This window comes from Sulfurospirillum sp. 1307 (assembly GCF_054408545.1).
Window position 1 is genome coordinate 1,558,620 of sequence record NZ_CP176011.1, and the last position, 15,621, is coordinate 1,574,240.

A 15,621-nucleotide genomic window follows, 5' to 3' on the forward strand; every position below is an offset into this window, starting at 1 on the left:
ATCCTTATTTACAATCTATTTTCTTCTATATGACTTATTGCCAAATTTATCTCATCCTCTAATCTTTTTTCATCCCATGAAAAATGATTTTTCATTATATCAGAAACTTTATATAAAATATTTTTAGAAACTTCCATATCAATAAGTCCTAAACATACCCTTCTAACTAAAAAGTCAAGTGGCTTTTTAATGAACTCATGCTCAAGTGCATAGTAAACTTCAGCTTCAATGATATCATAATTTTCATGAAGTCTATTAAAACCATATTTTTTAGCATATTCAAGTACTTCAAAAGAATTAGCACCATAAGTTTTATATAAATGTTCACAAATTGCGCTATCTTTACATTCAGCTTGTATAGATTTTTTTACGCTGTCTAAATCTATGTGGCTACCTACTAATTTATACTCTTGTGTTTTACAATCTTTGATTCCATCTAATTTTAAAATTGAATCAACCTTATCTACTACTTCTTCGCTCATTTTTCTATAAGTGGTCCACTTTCCACCAGCAATGCTGATAAGAGAACTTTTTGATACTTCAATATAGTGTTCTCTTACAACCTCTTTTGTATTTTCTGTATGTTCTAGCGAAACAAGAGGTCTTAGTCCGCACCAAGAAGATAAGATATCACTTTTTTCAATCTTTATATCAAAGTATTTTCTCATATGCCTTAAAAGATATTCAACATCTTTTTCTTTGACTTGTGGATGATCAACTACTTTTGATTCTTCATCAGTTGTTCCAACTAAACACTTATCCATCCACGGAAGCATGAACAAAACTCTTCCATCTTCAGTTTCAGGTATCATCAATCCTTCATTGTTAGGAAGGAACTTTTTATCTAAAACTATATGAATTCCAGAGCTTGCTTCAACTATACTATTTGCATTTTGATTATCTTTTAATCTTAATTTATCGCAAAATGCTCCAGTTGCATTTATTACTATTTTTGAACTAAATGTATGCTTTTCACCGCTTAAATTGTCTTTTACAAGTACACCTGATATTTTTTCATCTTCATAAATAAAGTCTTCAACTTCATGATAATTTTTAACAATACAACCCAATTTTGTAGCACTTTGAAGTAAAGATATTACCATTCTAGCATCATTAAAAGCACCATCAAAATATCTAACTCCACCTTTTAATCCATCTTTTTTAACACTAGGAAAAATCTTTTTAATCTCTTCTTTACTAATAATCTGACTTTTTCCAAGCCTTCTTTTACCTGAAATCAAATCATATAGTGCCAAACCAATATAAATATAGGGAATTTCATACCACTTATAAAGAGGTGTAACCAAAGTAATACTATGAGCTAAATGAGGTGCATTTTTTAAAAGGATATATCTCTCTTTTAAACCCTCTTTTACTAAATTATACTGATCTTTATCTAACTTTTTAACAGCAGCTTCTAGATACCTAACACCGCCATGAACCAACTTTGTACTTCTACTACTTGTACCTTCTGCAAAATCATTTTTTTCTAACAGCAAACATCTATAACCCCTTAGCGTAGCATCAAGAGCAATACCAGCCCCAGTTGCACCACCACCAACAACAATAATGTCAAAATCTTTTTTTTGCATAAATATTTTTCCTAAAATATATTTTTATTTTGAAAGAGTTCTACTAACTGAATCCTTCCAACCAGAGTATAATTCTTCTCTTTTATCTTTATCCATACTAGGCTTAAATCTCTTTGATCTGGCTACACTAAATAGGACACAGAAATTAAGTAATTCTGAGTTAAAATTAGTAATAGAAGGAAGATTATGTCAAGAAGTCAATATAGTGAAGAGTTTAGAGCTTCAACAGTGCAGTTAATTTTAAATAATTCAAGATCCATTCGAGAAGTTTCTGATGATTTGGGTATTCATGAAAAAACCTTGTATAGCTGGATAAGAGCTTATAAAATAAAAAACAATATTCCGATTGAAGGAAGAGGTGCACATTTTAAGAAGACTAATTCTTTGAAAGAGTCCCATGAAGAAGAACTCAAGCGTTTAAGGGCTGAGAATAAGATACTTAAACAGGAGAGAGAAATTTTAAAAAAGGCAGCCGCATACTTCGCCAAAGAAACTCTCTAAAGTATGCATGGATTAAAGAGCACAGGAAGAGTTTCTCAATAAAACTAATGTGTAGATTGTTTCAAGTTACAAGAAGCAGTTATTATATATGGATAAAAAATGGTTCTATAGTAAATAAGGTAGATAAACCTTTAAATGACCTTTTGCAAAAGATTTTTGAAGAGGCAAGAGCTACATATGGCACAAGAAGACTAAAAGTAGTGCTAGAGAAGAGATATGGGATTATTGTATCTCGTAGAAAAATACAAAAGTCCTTGAGCCAGCTTGGTTTAAAAGTGAAGATGAAAAGAAGATATAAAGTTATAACTACTACTTCCAATCATAAATTACCTATATCACCAAACCATCTTGAGAGAGACTTTTATGCGAACAACTCTAATAAAGTATATGTTGGAGATATTACATATGTGCCAACTTATGAGGGATGGCTTTATTTAGCAGTAGTGCTTGATATTTATTCCAGGAAGGTTGTAGGATGGTCTATGAGTCACTCTTTACACACTTCTCTTGTAAATGATGCATTGATTATGGCAATAAAGAGACGAACGCCTAAGAAAGGACTTGTTTATCATACTGATAGAGGTAGCCAATATGCTTCATACGAACATAAGGCTATTTTAGAAAAATATGGTATTACTCAAAGTATGAGTAAGAAAGGTGATTGTTGGGATAATGCTGTTGCAGAGAGTTTCTTTCACTCTCTTAAAACAGAACTTATCCATCATGAAAAGTTTATTTCAAGAGCTCAAGCCAATGAAAAAATATTTGAGTATATAGAAATTTTTTATAATAGAAAGCGTTTACATTCTTCTAATAATTACATGTCACCTTATGAATTTGAAGAAGTAATGTTACAAAAAGAAATAGCTATGTAGAATATAAAATTTTATGTCCTAAATACTGTTGACAGATCACTTATCAAGTGACCAACTTTTTGAGAACCCTTCTTGTTTTGGATATAAACCTTGATTCATTCCAGCCAACCAAGCAGCACCAAGTGCTGTAGTTTCCAAAACTTTAGGTCTATCTACTTCTAAGCCTAAAATATCAGATAAAAATTGTATAGTCCAATCTGATGCTGACATACCTCCATCTACTCTTAAAACTGAAGCTTTTATATGAGCTTCTTTAGATGATTCAATATCTGCTTGCATAGCTTCAATCAAATCTCTTGTTTGATAACCAACACTTTGTAATGCAGCTTTTGAAAACTCACACGGACCAGAATTTCTTGTAAGCCCAAATATAGCGCCTCTACAATCAGCATCCCAATAAGGAGCTCCAAGTCCTGTAAAAGCTGGTACTATATATAACTGTTGATTTTCATCTGCCCTCTTAGCTAATTCTCCACTCTCTTTTGCTTCACTAATAATCTTTAATCCATCTCTTAGCCACTGCACAACTGCGCCTGCTATAAAAATCGATCCTTCTAGTGCATAAGTTATTTTTCCATCAAGTCTATAAGCAACAGTAGTTAAAAGCTTATTGTTTGATAAAACCATGCTATCCCCAACATTTAAAATAGCAAAACACCCTGTACCATAGGTTGCTTTTAACATACCTGGTTTGAAACATGCTTGTCCAATTGCTGCTGATTGCTGATCACCTGCAACTCCATTTATAGGTATTTTTACACCAAAAAAATCTTCTGAAGTAAAACCGAAATCATCAGCATTATCTTTGACTTCTGGTAACAATTGCATCGGAATTTCTAAAATATCACATATTTCTTTATCCCAAATACCTTTTTTTATATCTAAAAGCATTGTTCTAGCAGCATTTGAAGCATCTGTTGCATGAACCTTGCCTTTTGTTAGCCTCCAAATCAAAAATGAATCAACAGTTCCAAAAAGCAAATCTCCTTTGTCTGCCTTTTGCTTTGCCCCTTTTACATTATCTAGTATCCATTTTAACTTTGTTCCAGAAAAATATGGATCAAGGAGTAATCCAGTTTTTTCTCTAACTATATTTTCGTAACCCTTTTCTTTTAAAGAATTACAATATTTTGAAGTTCTTCTATCTTGCCATACTATTGCATTATATACAGCTTTTCCTGTATTTTTATCCCAAACAACAGTAGTTTCTCTTTGGTTTGTTATACCAATAGATACAATATCATTAACATTGATATCTTTTATCACATCTTTACATGTAAACAATACACTCTCCCAAATATCTTCAGGATTATGCTCTACCCACCCTGAATTTGGAAAGTGTTGTTCAAACTCTTTTTGAGAAATCTTAACAACTTGCATATTCTCATCAAACAATATAGCTCTACTAGAAGTTGTACCTTGGTCAATTGCTAAAATGTATTTCATAATTTTCCTACTTTTTTACTAAAAGCGTGGGAATACTCCCACGCTAAAATAAAATTTTATTTTTTCCAAGACTTAACTAATTCATCATATGAGATAGTTATAGGTTTTGGCTTTTCATTTGCTAACTTAGCTTTTGGAGCACCTGGTTGTGACAACCAATAATCAGCACCTTTTGCTTTGCCAAGTTTTGGTCCAATATCACCTTGAACACCTGAACGCTCAATTCTTTTAAGAACTTTTTCTTGAGCTTTACAAAGTGAATCTAATGCTGCTTGTGGAGTTTTTGCACCACTTGAAGCATCACCAATATTTTGCCACCATAGTGGAGCTAATTTTGGATAATCAGGAACATTTACACCAGTTGGTGACCATGCAGTTCTAGCAGGGGAACGATAAAACTCAACTAAACCACCAAGTTTTGGAGCTCTTTTTGTAAATGATTTATCATTAATAGTTGATTTTCTGATAAAAGTTAAACCCACATGAGATTTTTTAACATCAACTGTTTTTGAAGTTACAAATTGAGCATATAACCAAGCAGCTTTTGCTCTTTTTACTGGAGTTGATTTTAGCAATGTCCAAGAACCTGCATCTTGATAACCAACTTTCATTCCTTTTTGCCAATATGCACCATGAGGTGATGGAGCCATTCTCCATTTTGGAGTACCATCTTCATTAACTACAGGTAAGCCAGGCTTTACCATATCAGCTGTAAATGCTGTATACCAGAACATTTGTTGTGCAATTTGTCCTTGAGCAGGAACTGGTCCAGCTTCAGAGAAAACCATACCTGCTGCACTTGGTGGAGAATATTTTTTCAACCATTCAATATATTTTTTAACTGCATAAACAGCTGCAGGAGAGTTTGTAGCACCACCACGATCAACACATGATCCTACTGGTTGGAATTTTTCATTTACTCTAATTCCCCACTCATCAACGGGAAGTCCATTTGGTTCACCCTTATCACCCATACCTGCCATTGACATCCAAGCATCAGTAAATCTCCAACCTAAAGATGGATCTTTTTTACCATAATCCATATTACCATAAACTTTTTTACCATCGATCACACGACCTGTAAAAAACTTAGCAATATCTTCATATGCTGACCAGTTAACTGGAACACCTAGCTCATATCCATACTCTTTTTTAAATTCAGCTTTTATTTTTGGATCAGTAAACCAATCATATCTAAACCAATAAAGGTTTGCAAATTGTTGATCAGGCAACTGATAAACTTTTCCATCAGGTCCAGTTGTAAAAGAAAGACCTATAAAGTCATCTAAATCTAAATTTGGATTTGTTACATCCTTTCCTTCACCTTTCATCCAATCAGTTAGGTTTCTAACTTGCTTATATCTCCAGTGAGTTCCTATTAGGTCTGAGTCATTTACAAAAGCATCGTAAATATTTCTTCCTGTTTGCATCTGAGTTTGTAACTTTTCGATTACATCGCCTTCACCAATATAATCGTGAATTACTTTTATGCCTGTTAAGTCATAAAATGCTTTTGCTAAAGTTTTACTCTCATATACATGAGTAGTAATTGTTTCAGATACAACTTTTATAGTCATTCCCTTAAAAGGTTTAGCAGCATCTTGAAACCATTTTAACTCATCTTTTTGCTCAGCCTTGGTTAGTGAAGATGGTTGAAATTCATCTACTAACTTGTCAATTACATCTGTTGAAGAAAATGCAGCAGTACTTGATGCCATAACGACACTTAAAGCCAATGCAATTTTCTTAATCCTTGAATTAATCATATTTACTCCTTTTGATTAAATACCGAATATCATACAATATGCCAAATTTTACACTAACCAAAAAACGGCTACTGCGTAAAAAAAACAAACTATCAAACCACCATATATTGGTGGACCAAACATCCAAAGCCAGCCGATTGATATAAAAGCTGAGCCAAGTAAGCTTAGAAAAAGTCTATCCCCCCTTGTTGTTTCAATTTTTAGTATTCCAACTCTTGGCACTTCAGGTTTTTTAATTGCCAAAATCGTCATAATAACTAGCGTAACAAAAATAAGTATAAAAAATGCTGCAGTTTGTGGTGTCCATGCCATCCATGATAAATTCATCAATCCCTCCTAAACTCTACCTAGGGCGAAGCCCTTAGCGATATGATTTCTAACAAAATAGATAACTAATGCACCTGGAACTATTGTCAAAATTCCAGCAGCTGCTAAAACACCCCAATCTATTCCTGTAGCAGAAACTGTTCTTGTCATAGTCGCACCAATTGATTTTGCATCAACTGATGTTAGTGTCCTACTTAATAAAAGCTCAACCCAAGAAAACATAAAACAGAAAAATGCTGTAACTCCAATACCAGAAGCAATAAGAGGCGTAAAAATTTTAGTAAAAAATTTACCAAAACTATATCCATCTATATAAGCAGTCTCATCTATCTCTTTTGGAACACCACTCATAAATCCTTCAAGTATCCAAACTGAAAGAGGAACATTAAAGAGTGTGTGAGCCAATGCAACTGCCCAAGTAGTATCAAACAATCCTACACTAGAATATAACTGAAAAAATGGTAATGCAAAAACTGCAGGTGGTGCCATCCTATTTGTCAACAACCAAAAAAACAAATGTTTGTCTCCCACAAACGAATAACGACTAAATGCATAAGCTGCAGGAAGTGCAACTGCTAAAGAAATAATTACATTTATAACAACATATGTCATTGAATTGATATATCCCATATACCAGCCAGGATCTGTAAAAATCGTTATATAATTATCAAATGTTAAATGATTTGGAAACAAAGAAAATGTACTAAGTATCTCTTCATTTGTTTTTAGACTCATATTTAACAACCAATATAATGGGATCATTAAAAACAGTATGTATAAAAACATAATAAAAGAAGATTTTGTTATTTTTTTATCTTTTGTATTATTATTCATTACACATTTCCTTTCTTATCAATTGAAGTCATAACAGTAAAAAATACCCAAGAGACTAACAAGATAACTAAAAAGTACATAATTGAGTAAGCTGAAGCTGGACCTAAATCAAACTGTCCTAAAGCCATGTTTACTAAATCTATTGATAAAAATGTAGTAGAGTTTCCAGGGCCTCCTCCAGTTAAAACCATAGGTTCAGTATAAATCATAAAACTATCCATAAATCTAAGTAAACCTGCAATTAAAAGAACTCCACTCATTTTTGGAAGTTCAATGTATTTAAAAACACTCCATCTTGAAGCTTGATCAATCTTTGCAGCTTGATAGTAAGCATCAGGAATTGATTGAAGACCTGCATAACATAAAAGAACAACCAAAGATGTCCAGTGCCAAACATCCATAACTACTATGGTAATCCAAGCTGATAAAACATCTTGCGCATAGTTATACTCTATACCCATTGAAGCTAAAGTATGTCCTAGCAATCCGATATCTTTTCTTCCAAAAATTTGCCAAATTGTTCCTACAACATTCCAAGGAACAAGTAAGGGAAGAGCGATAACAACCAAACAAAAAGATGCCCAAAAACCTTTTTTAGGCATATTTAATGCTATAAATATACCTAAAGGAATCTCAATAAGCAAAATCAAAGTTGTAACCAATGCTTGTCTTCCTAAAGACTCATGCATCCTTTGAGAATGAACGATTTGATCAAACCAATCTAATCCTGCCCAAAAAAATTGATTGTTTCCAAAAGTATCTTGAAAAGCATAATTAACAACTGTCATAAGCGGAATAATTGCCGAGAATGCAACCAAAATAAAAACTGGAAGAACTAAAAACCATGCTTTTTGATTTACTGTTTTATTCATTATAACTTTTCTCCTTCAACTAACCATCCATCACTATATACAAAAGTATGCTCAACATCAAAAGATACAAATTTTATATCTTTTGTAATCGGGCTATCTTCTTTTACAATAATACTCATAGTAATATCTTCAAATTTTACTCTTACTATTTTGTGATAACCAATGTCTTCTATATTGACAATTTCAATTTCTAAATCACCATCATCTTTACTTAACTTCAAAAACTCTGGTCGTATACCAAGTTCTATCTTCCCACTTAAATTACTATATTTTTTAGATAATGTTATTTTTTTATCTTTAATATATGCAACATTTCCATCAATTTTTGCATCAAATATATTCATTCCAGGTGAGCCTATAAAATAACCAACAAAAGTATGTGCTGGCTTTTCAAACAACTCTTCAGGAGTTCCTATTTGAACAACTACACCCTTGTCCATAACAACAACTTTATCAGCAAATGTTAATGCCTCAGTTTGATCATGAGTAACAAAAATCATCGTATGATTAAACTCATCATGTAATGCTTTTAATTGCGTACGTAACTGCCATTTTACATGAGGGTCGATAACAGTTAGAGGCTCATCTAATAAAATTGCATTTACATCTTCTCTAACCATACCTCTTCCAAGGCTAATTTTTTGTTTTGCATCAGCACTTAAACCACTGGCTTTTTTATCTAAAATATCTTCCATTCCAATAGATTTTGCTACAGCTTCAACTCTTTTTTTGATATACTCAGGATCTGCATTTCGATTTCTAAGTGGAAATTCCAAATTTTTTCTCACACTCATAGTATCATACACAACAGGAAATTGAAAAACTTGTGCAATGTTTCTATCTACAGTTTCAGCAAAAGTTACATCTCTATCATCAAACAACAACCTTCCTTGTGAGGGTGTAATAATTCCAGAAATGATATTTAAAAGTGTAGATTTTCCACAGCCTGAAGGTCCCAAAAGTGCATAAGCTCCACCATCTTCCCACTCAAGATTAAGGGTTTGTAGAGCATAATCATCTTTCGTTTTTGGATTAGGTAAGTAAGAGTGAGCCAAATTTTCAAATATAATTTTTGCCATATTAAGACTCCTCTTTTTTATAATTTTCAATTGAAGAAAGTGCAGAAGTAACCACTTTCCCATCAGGAGAAAATACATATATATGTCTAGTATCAAGATAAACTTCAATATCAGAATTAAACTTTAACTTTTTAACACCTTCAACTAAGCCAATCCAATGATTATTCTTATGACTTAAATGCAAATAAGTCTCAGAACCTGTAATCTCTGTTACATTTAAATGAGCTTTTATCTTCATAGCATCATTAGAATATTTTTCAATATCCAAATAGTTTGGTCTAAAACCAGCTATATATTTTCCATCTTTCAAATCTTTTAAAGTGTTGCTAGCAATAGCTTTTTCATTATCTCCAAAAGAAATATAATCACCCTCTTTTGTAAAATCAAAAAAGTTCATAGATGGATTGGAAAATATTCTTGCAGTTGTAGTAGAATTTGGAAAATGATATACTTCATCACTTTTCCCATATTGAGTAATTCTTCCTTCCCAAAGAGTTGCAACATTACCACCTAGCAATAACGCTTCTTCTGGCTCAGTAGTTGCATATACAAAAATGGCACCAGATTCCTTAAAAATTTTAGGAATTTCTTCTCTTAACTCTTCTCTTAATTTATAATCTAAATTTGCCAATGGCTCATCTAGTAAAACCAAACCAGAATTTTTTACAAGTGCTCTTGCTAAGGCACACCTTTGTTGTTGTCCACCTGATAGCTCTAATGGCTTTTTATCTAACTGATTGCTAAGATGCAATAATTCAGCGGTTTTTTTTACTTTTTCGTCTATTTCAGATTTAGACATTTTCATAATTTTTAATGGTGAAGCAATATTTTCATAAACACTTAGAGATGGATAGTTAATAAATTGCTGGTATACCATGGCAACATTTCTATCTTGCACTCTAGCTTTAGTAACATCTTTACCATTCCAAAAGATACTCCCTGTAGTAGGGATATCTAAACCAGCCATAATCCTCATCAATGTTGTTTTACCAGATTGTGTTCTACCTAGCAAAACATTCATTGTACCCTCTTTTAGGGTTAAATCCGTATTGTAGATGTGTGTCATACCATTGACAACCATCGAAATATTTTTGAGTTCTAAAGACAAATTGCCCTCCCCTCCGATTTACTTAACTCAATGGTAACACAGAAAACTTAAATTTTTATTTATATTTAATACACATAGATTTAATAAAATGACAAAGTATTGTTAATAAAATTTAAAATATTTTTTATATAAAAACAGTCTTAACATATTTTTTTGAATTTTAAATTGTAAAATATTTTAGTTAAAACAGCCATTTTATAGTGTTTAAAATATATTTCTTAAAATTAAATAAAAATATTTTTTATTATTATATAAAGCTCAAATAATTATTATTAAATAAAAATTATTTTACTTTTTCTATAAAAATTAAATATTTATTTTTATTAATATTTTTAGAGTAGTGTAGAGTATTGTAACGTTATAACCTTATAATATCTTTGCTTGATAAATCAACCAAGTTAATGCTAATAAATCAGCACTTCCACCTGCTGAGAGGTTTTTTTCTATCATTTTGCTATCAAGTACCAGTAAATTTGCATCTAAATTCTCTACATGTAAGATTTTTTTTGATTCATTTTTAACAAATGCTAAACCTTCTAGTCCACCTCTTGCAAATACTGTTGTATCATCAATAAAGCTCATTAGATATAAAAGTGTCATTTTTAAAGCCGTATCTTCGCCGTAAAGTTTTAATTTTTTCTCATAAAAAGGTAGACTTTTCTCAAATATAGTAGCATAGCCACTCATGGCTTCGCCTCTAATACCAAGATTTTTAGTTTCTTTGTAAAATCTTTCACCATTTGTCTTTGGATTTTTTACATCACTAAAGTCTTTATATAAATCTTTACACAATTTTTTTATCTCATTTTGTAATTTATCAAACTTTTTTACTCTATAAAAAGCATTACTAATAACAGCTAAAGAAAATATCATGCCCTTGTGAGTATTAACTCCACTCGTTGCTTCAAACATAGCTTTTTCACACTCTTGCCCTATCTTTCTTAATTCATTAAAATCATTGGCATTTACAAATTTTTCTATAAATGGTTTAATTGCATCTGCACTTTTATAAAAAGTTGATAAATTCATGTCTTTATGGCTTCCATTGTTGTTTTTATCAACAAGTCCAGGCTTTGGAGTGAGTTCAACCTCTTTTATAAGAGCTTTATGACATAGATTTGAAAGTTCTAACTTGTTCATCAATAAACTTTAATAACTCTTCTATACTATGCCTTTGACTTCTTGCACAATCTTTTGCAACTCTATCACAAATATAGCATTTTCTAGGAGTATTTCTTGATAGTATTGTATGATTTTTATCTATAACATCTATATCCATAAATCTTCCCAATGGATGGATTGTTTCTATTTTACATGTATAGCTTTTTAAATCTTTTGCATTGGCATCAACTGCATAAATCGCTTCAAATCCAACATCACTACATGTAGAAATTTTTTTTAATATTTTAAAGGGAAGTTTTTCTATCTCTTTTATAGCTTCTTCGTATATTGTTTTGGCATTTTTTATATCTTTTTGGATACCTGGAATATTAATTGTAAGGCTTATTAAAGGAGAGCCAAACTTAAAGATTAGCTCTCTTTGTTTTATTACTCTTAGCTCTTTATTGGCTAAAATTTTATCTACTAATTTCATAGACCTCATCTATAATTCGTCCATCTCTATACCTGATTTGAGCTACTACTTTATCTGTGTGTTTTATCTTCTTTGGCTGTCCACAAAGGGCTATTGCTCGTTTGTGTAAATCTTCTATATCAACTATAGTAAGCCCAGCTTTTTTTAATCTATTTTTTAACTCTACATTTCTTGGATGAACAGCAATTCCTTGGTCAGTTACAACTACATCTACACTATCTCCTGGAGTTACAATAGTATGTACCCTACTTCTGATAGTTGGAATTCTACCACGTGTTAGTGGAGCCACAATGATTGCAAGTTTTGACTCAGCAGCAGTATCACTATGTCCACCACTTGCGCCTCTTAGCAAACCTTTTGAACCTGTTATTACATTTACGTTAAAATTTACATCAACCTCCAAAGCACTTAAAACAACAACATCAAGCTGTTTAATTGCAGCACCTTTTGAGCTAGGATTTGCATACTCATTTGCACTTATTTCAATATGTCTTGGATTTTCTCCTAAAGATTTTGCTGCAAACTCATCAAAACTTTGAACATCTAAAAGTTTTTCTATTAAATTATTTTTTAACATATAAACCATAGTTCCAGTAATACCACCAAGTCCAAAACTAGCTTTTATATTTTTCTCTTGCATTTTTTCTGACAAAAATATAGTAGTTGCCAAAGATGAACCACCAGTACCGGTTTGCAAAGAGTAGCCATTTTTAAATAAACCAGAGTTTTCTATTACTCTTGCAGTTCTTCTAGCTAAAAGAAGTTCTTTTGGATTGGTTGTCATCCTAGTAGCTCCCTCACCAATTTTACTTGGGTCCCCAACTGCATCAACCAAAACTATATTATCAACTTGATCTTGAGAAATAGAAGCTGGCATATTTGGATATGGCTCCAGTGTTTCACTCAAAAGCACAACATGTTTGGCATATTGAGCATCACTCATAGCATATCCTAATGAGCCACATTGAGATTTTCCTTTTGAACCAGTTGCATTTCCAAATTTATCAGTACAAGGAACACCTATAAAAGCTACATCAATGTTTAATTCCCCACTTTGTAAAAGATGAACTCTACCACCATGAGAGTGGATTTGAACAGGTTTTTCCATCAAACCATAACTAATTGCTTCACCTAGTTTACTTCTAAGTCCAGATGTATAAATCTGAGTTACTACGCCATTTTTTATGTGTTCAATAACTTCATCATGAACACTTGCAAGTGAACTAGAAGCTAAAGTTAAATCTTTTATCCCTAGTTTTGAAATCTCAGCCATAACCATATTTAAAACTTTATCCCCACCACGAAAAGCATGATGAAAAGATATAGTCATGCCATCTTTCAATCCAGATTTTTCAATCGCTTCTTTAATACTTTCACAAATTTTGGAATCTCTTTTACTTATATCTACATTTTTTGCTTTAGGCTCATATCTATTCATCTTCTTCTCCAATCAAGCCAGATTTCTTAGCCAAATCAATAGTATATTTGGCTCTTGCTATGATAGGAGCATCTACCATTCTTCCATCAATAGATACAACTCCCAAGCCATTTTTCTTTGCATGCTCTGCAGCTTCTAGTACTTCTAATGCCCACTCTATTTCTTCTTTTTTAGGTGCAAAAATATCATGTAAAATTGAAATTTGATTTGGATTAACTAGTGATTTTCCATCAAAACCAAGAGCTTTTATTTTTTTAACTTCTGCTATAAATCCCTCTTTATCTCTTACATCAGCAAAAACTGAATCAAATGCTTGAATTTTAGCTGACCTTGCAGCTAAAAGTATTTGAGCTCTAGCTGCTGTTAATTCATTTCCTTCTTTTGTTCTTTGAGTTCTTATATCTCTTACATAATCCTCTGCGCCAAGTGCAATCCCCATAAGCCTAGTGCTACATCTTGCAATATCAACCGCATTTACAACACCTTTAGCACTTTCAATTGCAGCTAAAAGCATAGTTTTTTTAGTTCTTCCTATTTTATTTTCTATCTTTTCAATGGCATGTTGCATATCTAAAACATCATCAACAGTATCAGTTTTTGGCAGTCTTACAATATCAACTCCAGCTCTTATTACAGCTTCTAAATCTAAAAGACCATAAGGAGAATCGATAGGATTTACTCTAACTGCAGTTTCTACCTCTTTATAGGCAAAATGATTTAGTGCGTGATAAACCATGATTCTTGCTGTATCTTTTTCTGCAAGTGCTACTGAATCTTCTAAATCAAACATAACCGTATCAGGCTTATAAACAAACGCACTACATACCATAGCTGTATTTGCACCAGGAACAAAAAGCATACTTCTTCTTAGCTTCATAACAACTCCTCCCAATCAGGGTTTCTACTAGCCTCTGCTGCTCTTAAAACTGCAGCTTGAAGTCTTGCTTTTAAAACAAAATCCAAAGCGCCCTTATCTTGAACTTTTACATGTAAACCTGTTACATTCATCTTTTTCAATGTTTCTAAAATCAATTCTTCTATCATTTCTCCATAAAGCTCTTCTACACTACTATGAATTTCTAATTCAATCTTATCACCCTCTAAAGGATTAACTTGTATATATGCATCACTAGATTCTAAAGTACCAGCTTGCGCACTACTTATAATCTTCATAATTTTCCTTTAAAAATTTATATGTTGTTGGTGGAACTATATTTTTTAATTCTTCAAAGTTATTCTCTTTTAAAAGCCTTCTAACTCTTGAAGCTGAAATTGCATCATTATCAAACTCTACTCTATCAATTTCCACAACTTCTATTGGATTTGCTTTACCATTTGGATCAGCTAAAATCTTCTTCATATTTTGATTATAATTATTTGTCACTTTACAATACGGCTCAGTTCCAACGAATCTATGAGTAATTCCTAAGTATGGTGCTAATCTATTTCTAAAAACATTAAGATCTAGCTTGGCATGTAATTCGTTGATTTTACCTTTGTCTTTTATGAAGTAAGTAGGAAAAGTTGCATTTGAAATTATATAGTCTGAGCCTTCATGAATCGTTATATTTTTTATATGAGATGTCCCTTCTCTTATGAGTCTTATTCTATCTTCAAATTTAAATTCACTAAGGTCTTCTTTTACAACAAATAAGTGAAGCCAATCACATCTTTTTGCAGATTCTTCTACTAAATATCTATGCCCTAAAGTAAAAGGATTTGCATTCATAACAATTGTGCCAATCTTATCTCCTTCTACTCTTTTAGTACTCAATTCTTCTTGATATTTTTTAAGATTATCTGTATTTTCCATAAGTATGATTTCTCCATCACACTCCTCGATGAGATTAAAACCACAATCTCTAAAAAACTCTATATTTTTTGGTGTACTAAATAAAAACAGTTCCTTTCTTCCCCTTGAATAAGCAGCATTTAAAAGATGTGTCATAACCTTCAAGATAAGGCCTTCTCCTCTTCTTTCATTTGCCACGGCAATACATTTAAGAACTTTTCCACTAAGTCCTCCACAAGCAATCATTTCATTATTTTCTTTTAAAGTAACAAAGATTTCTATATCACTTGAAAGCTCTAAGCCATTTTCATCTAAAAACTCTTTTACTTTCTTTACTCTTCTGATATTAGAACTATCAAACTCTGAAACCTTTATACTTTCTTCCATCACAACTCCT

The 15,621-nt window shown here is 32.0% G+C and carries 16 protein-coding genes; 2 read left to right on the plus strand and 14 right to left on the minus strand.

The annotated features are described in order from the left end of the window. Positions 1–8: 8 nt before the first annotated feature. A complete protein-coding gene (locus ACKGJI_RS07885) occupies positions 9–1,592 on the minus strand; it encodes a glycerol-3-phosphate dehydrogenase/oxidase (RefSeq protein ID WP_458699744.1) in 1,584 nt (527 codons plus the stop codon). A gap of 186 nt (positions 1,593–1,778) precedes the next feature. Between ACKGJI_RS07885 and ACKGJI_RS07890 the strand changes: the two genes are divergently transcribed. Beyond that, positions 1,779–2,093 carry a transposase gene (locus tag ACKGJI_RS07890; protein ID WP_458699524.1) on the plus strand — a complete coding sequence of 105 codons (315 nt, stop codon included), beginning with the start codon at positions 1,779–1,781 and terminating at the stop codon, positions 2,091–2,093. An 11-nt stretch (positions 2,094–2,104) separates the two neighbouring features. Continuing rightward, positions 2,105–2,968: an IS3 family transposase gene (locus tag ACKGJI_RS07895; RefSeq protein WP_458701702.1), complete on the plus strand. Its 864-nt coding sequence runs from the start codon at positions 2,105–2,107 to the stop codon at positions 2,966–2,968. Between the two features lie 36 nt (positions 2,969–3,004). On the opposite strand, the gene glpK is transcribed toward ACKGJI_RS07895, so the two are convergent. The 13 genes from glpK to citC form a co-directional block, all read right to left on the minus strand. After that, positions 3,005–4,414 (minus strand): glycerol kinase GlpK, encoded by a 1,410-nt coding sequence (glpK, locus tag ACKGJI_RS07900; RefSeq protein ID WP_458699745.1) that lies wholly within the window; start codon positions 4,412–4,414, stop codon positions 3,005–3,007. Between the two features lie 56 nt (positions 4,415–4,470). Then, positions 4,471–6,180, minus strand: coding sequence for an ABC transporter substrate-binding protein (locus ACKGJI_RS07905; RefSeq protein WP_458699746.1), 1,710 nt, complete (start codon positions 6,178–6,180; stop codon positions 4,471–4,473). A gap of 48 nt (positions 6,181–6,228) precedes the next feature. Beyond that, positions 6,229–6,507 (minus strand): DUF2160 domain-containing protein, encoded by a 279-nt coding sequence (locus ACKGJI_RS07910; RefSeq protein WP_458699747.1) that lies wholly within the window; start codon positions 6,505–6,507, stop codon positions 6,229–6,231. A 9-nt stretch (positions 6,508–6,516) separates the two neighbouring features. Further along, positions 6,517–7,341 carry a carbohydrate ABC transporter permease gene (locus tag ACKGJI_RS07915; RefSeq protein WP_458699748.1) on the minus strand — a complete coding sequence of 275 codons (825 nt, stop codon included), beginning with the start codon at positions 7,339–7,341 and terminating at the stop codon, positions 6,517–6,519. Beyond that, entirely contained in the window at positions 7,341–8,213 is an 873-nt protein-coding gene (locus ACKGJI_RS07920) for a carbohydrate ABC transporter permease (RefSeq protein ID WP_458699749.1), read from the minus strand. The genes ACKGJI_RS07915 and ACKGJI_RS07920 overlap by 1 nt, the downstream gene beginning before the upstream one ends. Beyond that, a complete protein-coding gene (locus tag ACKGJI_RS07925) occupies positions 8,213–9,292 on the minus strand; it encodes an ABC transporter ATP-binding protein (protein ID WP_458699750.1) in 1,080 nt (359 codons plus the stop codon). The genes ACKGJI_RS07920 and ACKGJI_RS07925 overlap by 1 nt, the downstream gene beginning before the upstream one ends. Position 9,293: 1 nt before the next feature. Next, positions 9,294–10,400 carry an ABC transporter ATP-binding protein gene (locus ACKGJI_RS07930; protein WP_458699751.1) on the minus strand — a complete coding sequence of 369 codons (1,107 nt, stop codon included), beginning with the start codon at positions 10,398–10,400 and terminating at the stop codon, positions 9,294–9,296. Between the two features lie 366 nt (positions 10,401–10,766). Further along, on the minus strand, positions 10,767–11,540 hold the full coding sequence (locus tag ACKGJI_RS07935) for a triphosphoribosyl-dephospho-CoA synthase (protein ID WP_458699752.1): 774 nt from the start codon (positions 11,538–11,540) through the stop codon (positions 10,767–10,769). Beyond that, positions 11,506–11,994: a citrate lyase holo-[acyl-carrier protein] synthase gene (gene citX, locus ACKGJI_RS07940; protein ID WP_458699753.1), complete on the minus strand. Its 489-nt coding sequence runs from the start codon at positions 11,992–11,994 to the stop codon at positions 11,506–11,508. Before citX ends, ACKGJI_RS07935 begins: the two co-directional genes overlap by 35 nt. Beyond that, positions 11,978–13,432 (minus strand): citrate lyase subunit alpha, encoded by a 1,455-nt coding sequence (gene citF / locus ACKGJI_RS07945; RefSeq protein ID WP_458699754.1) that lies wholly within the window; start codon positions 13,430–13,432, stop codon positions 11,978–11,980. The genes citX and citF overlap by 17 nt, the downstream gene beginning before the upstream one ends. Continuing rightward, the gene (locus ACKGJI_RS07950; protein ID WP_458699755.1) at positions 13,425–14,309 is read right to left on the minus strand and encodes an aldolase/citrate lyase family protein; all 885 of its coding nucleotides are present in this window, start codon (positions 14,307–14,309) and stop codon (positions 13,425–13,427) included. The genes citF and ACKGJI_RS07950 overlap by 8 nt, the downstream gene beginning before the upstream one ends. Continuing rightward, positions 14,306–14,605, minus strand: coding sequence for a citrate lyase acyl carrier protein (gene citD, locus ACKGJI_RS07955; protein WP_458699756.1), 300 nt, complete (start codon positions 14,603–14,605; stop codon positions 14,306–14,308). The genes ACKGJI_RS07950 and citD overlap by 4 nt, the downstream gene beginning before the upstream one ends. Then, positions 14,589–15,611 (minus strand): [citrate (pro-3S)-lyase] ligase, encoded by a 1,023-nt coding sequence (gene citC, locus ACKGJI_RS07960; protein ID WP_458699757.1) that lies wholly within the window; start codon positions 15,609–15,611, stop codon positions 14,589–14,591. The genes citD and citC overlap by 17 nt, the downstream gene beginning before the upstream one ends. Positions 15,612–15,621 lie beyond the last annotated feature (10 nt).

Excerpts from the sequence above, each read along its gene's own strand:
- ACKGJI_RS07885 (WP_458699744.1), bottom strand. The coding sequence starts at position 1,592 with ATGCAAAAAAAAGATTTTGACATTATTGTTGTTGGTGGTGGTGCAACT.
- ACKGJI_RS07890 (WP_458699524.1), top strand. The coding sequence starts at position 1,779 with ATGTCAAGAAGTCAATATAGTGAAGAGTTTAGAGCTTCAACAGTGCAG.
- glpK (WP_458699745.1), bottom strand. The coding sequence starts at position 4,414 with ATGAAATACATTTTAGCAATTGACCAAGGTACAACTTCTAGTAGAGCT.
- ACKGJI_RS07905 (WP_458699746.1), bottom strand. The coding sequence starts at position 6,180 with ATGATTAATTCAAGGATTAAGAAAATTGCATTGGCTTTAAGTGTCGTT.
- ACKGJI_RS07910 (WP_458699747.1), bottom strand. The coding sequence starts at position 6,507 with ATGAATTTATCATGGATGGCATGGACACCACAAACTGCAGCATTTTTT.
- ACKGJI_RS07915 (WP_458699748.1), bottom strand. The coding sequence starts at position 7,341 with ATGAATAATAATACAAAAGATAAAAAAATAACAAAATCTTCTTTTATT.
- ACKGJI_RS07920 (WP_458699749.1), bottom strand. The coding sequence starts at position 8,213 with ATGAATAAAACAGTAAATCAAAAAGCATGGTTTTTAGTTCTTCCAGTT.
- ACKGJI_RS07925 (WP_458699750.1), bottom strand. The coding sequence starts at position 9,292 with ATGGCAAAAATTATATTTGAAAATTTGGCTCACTCTTACTTACCTAAT.
- ACKGJI_RS07935 (WP_458699752.1), bottom strand. The coding sequence starts at position 11,540 with ATGAACAAGTTAGAACTTTCAAATCTATGTCATAAAGCTCTTATAAAA.
- citX (WP_458699753.1), bottom strand. The coding sequence starts at position 11,994 with ATGAAATTAGTAGATAAAATTTTAGCCAATAAAGAGCTAAGAGTAATA.
- citF (WP_458699754.1), bottom strand. The coding sequence starts at position 13,432 with ATGAATAGATATGAGCCTAAAGCAAAAAATGTAGATATAAGTAAAAGA.
- ACKGJI_RS07950 (WP_458699755.1), bottom strand. The coding sequence starts at position 14,309 with ATGAAGCTAAGAAGAAGTATGCTTTTTGTTCCTGGTGCAAATACAGCT.
- citD (WP_458699756.1), bottom strand. The coding sequence starts at position 14,605 with ATGAAGATTATAAGTAGTGCGCAAGCTGGTACTTTAGAATCTAGTGAT.
- citC (WP_458699757.1), bottom strand. The coding sequence starts at position 15,611 with ATGGAAGAAAGTATAAAGGTTTCAGAGTTTGATAGTTCTAATATCAGA.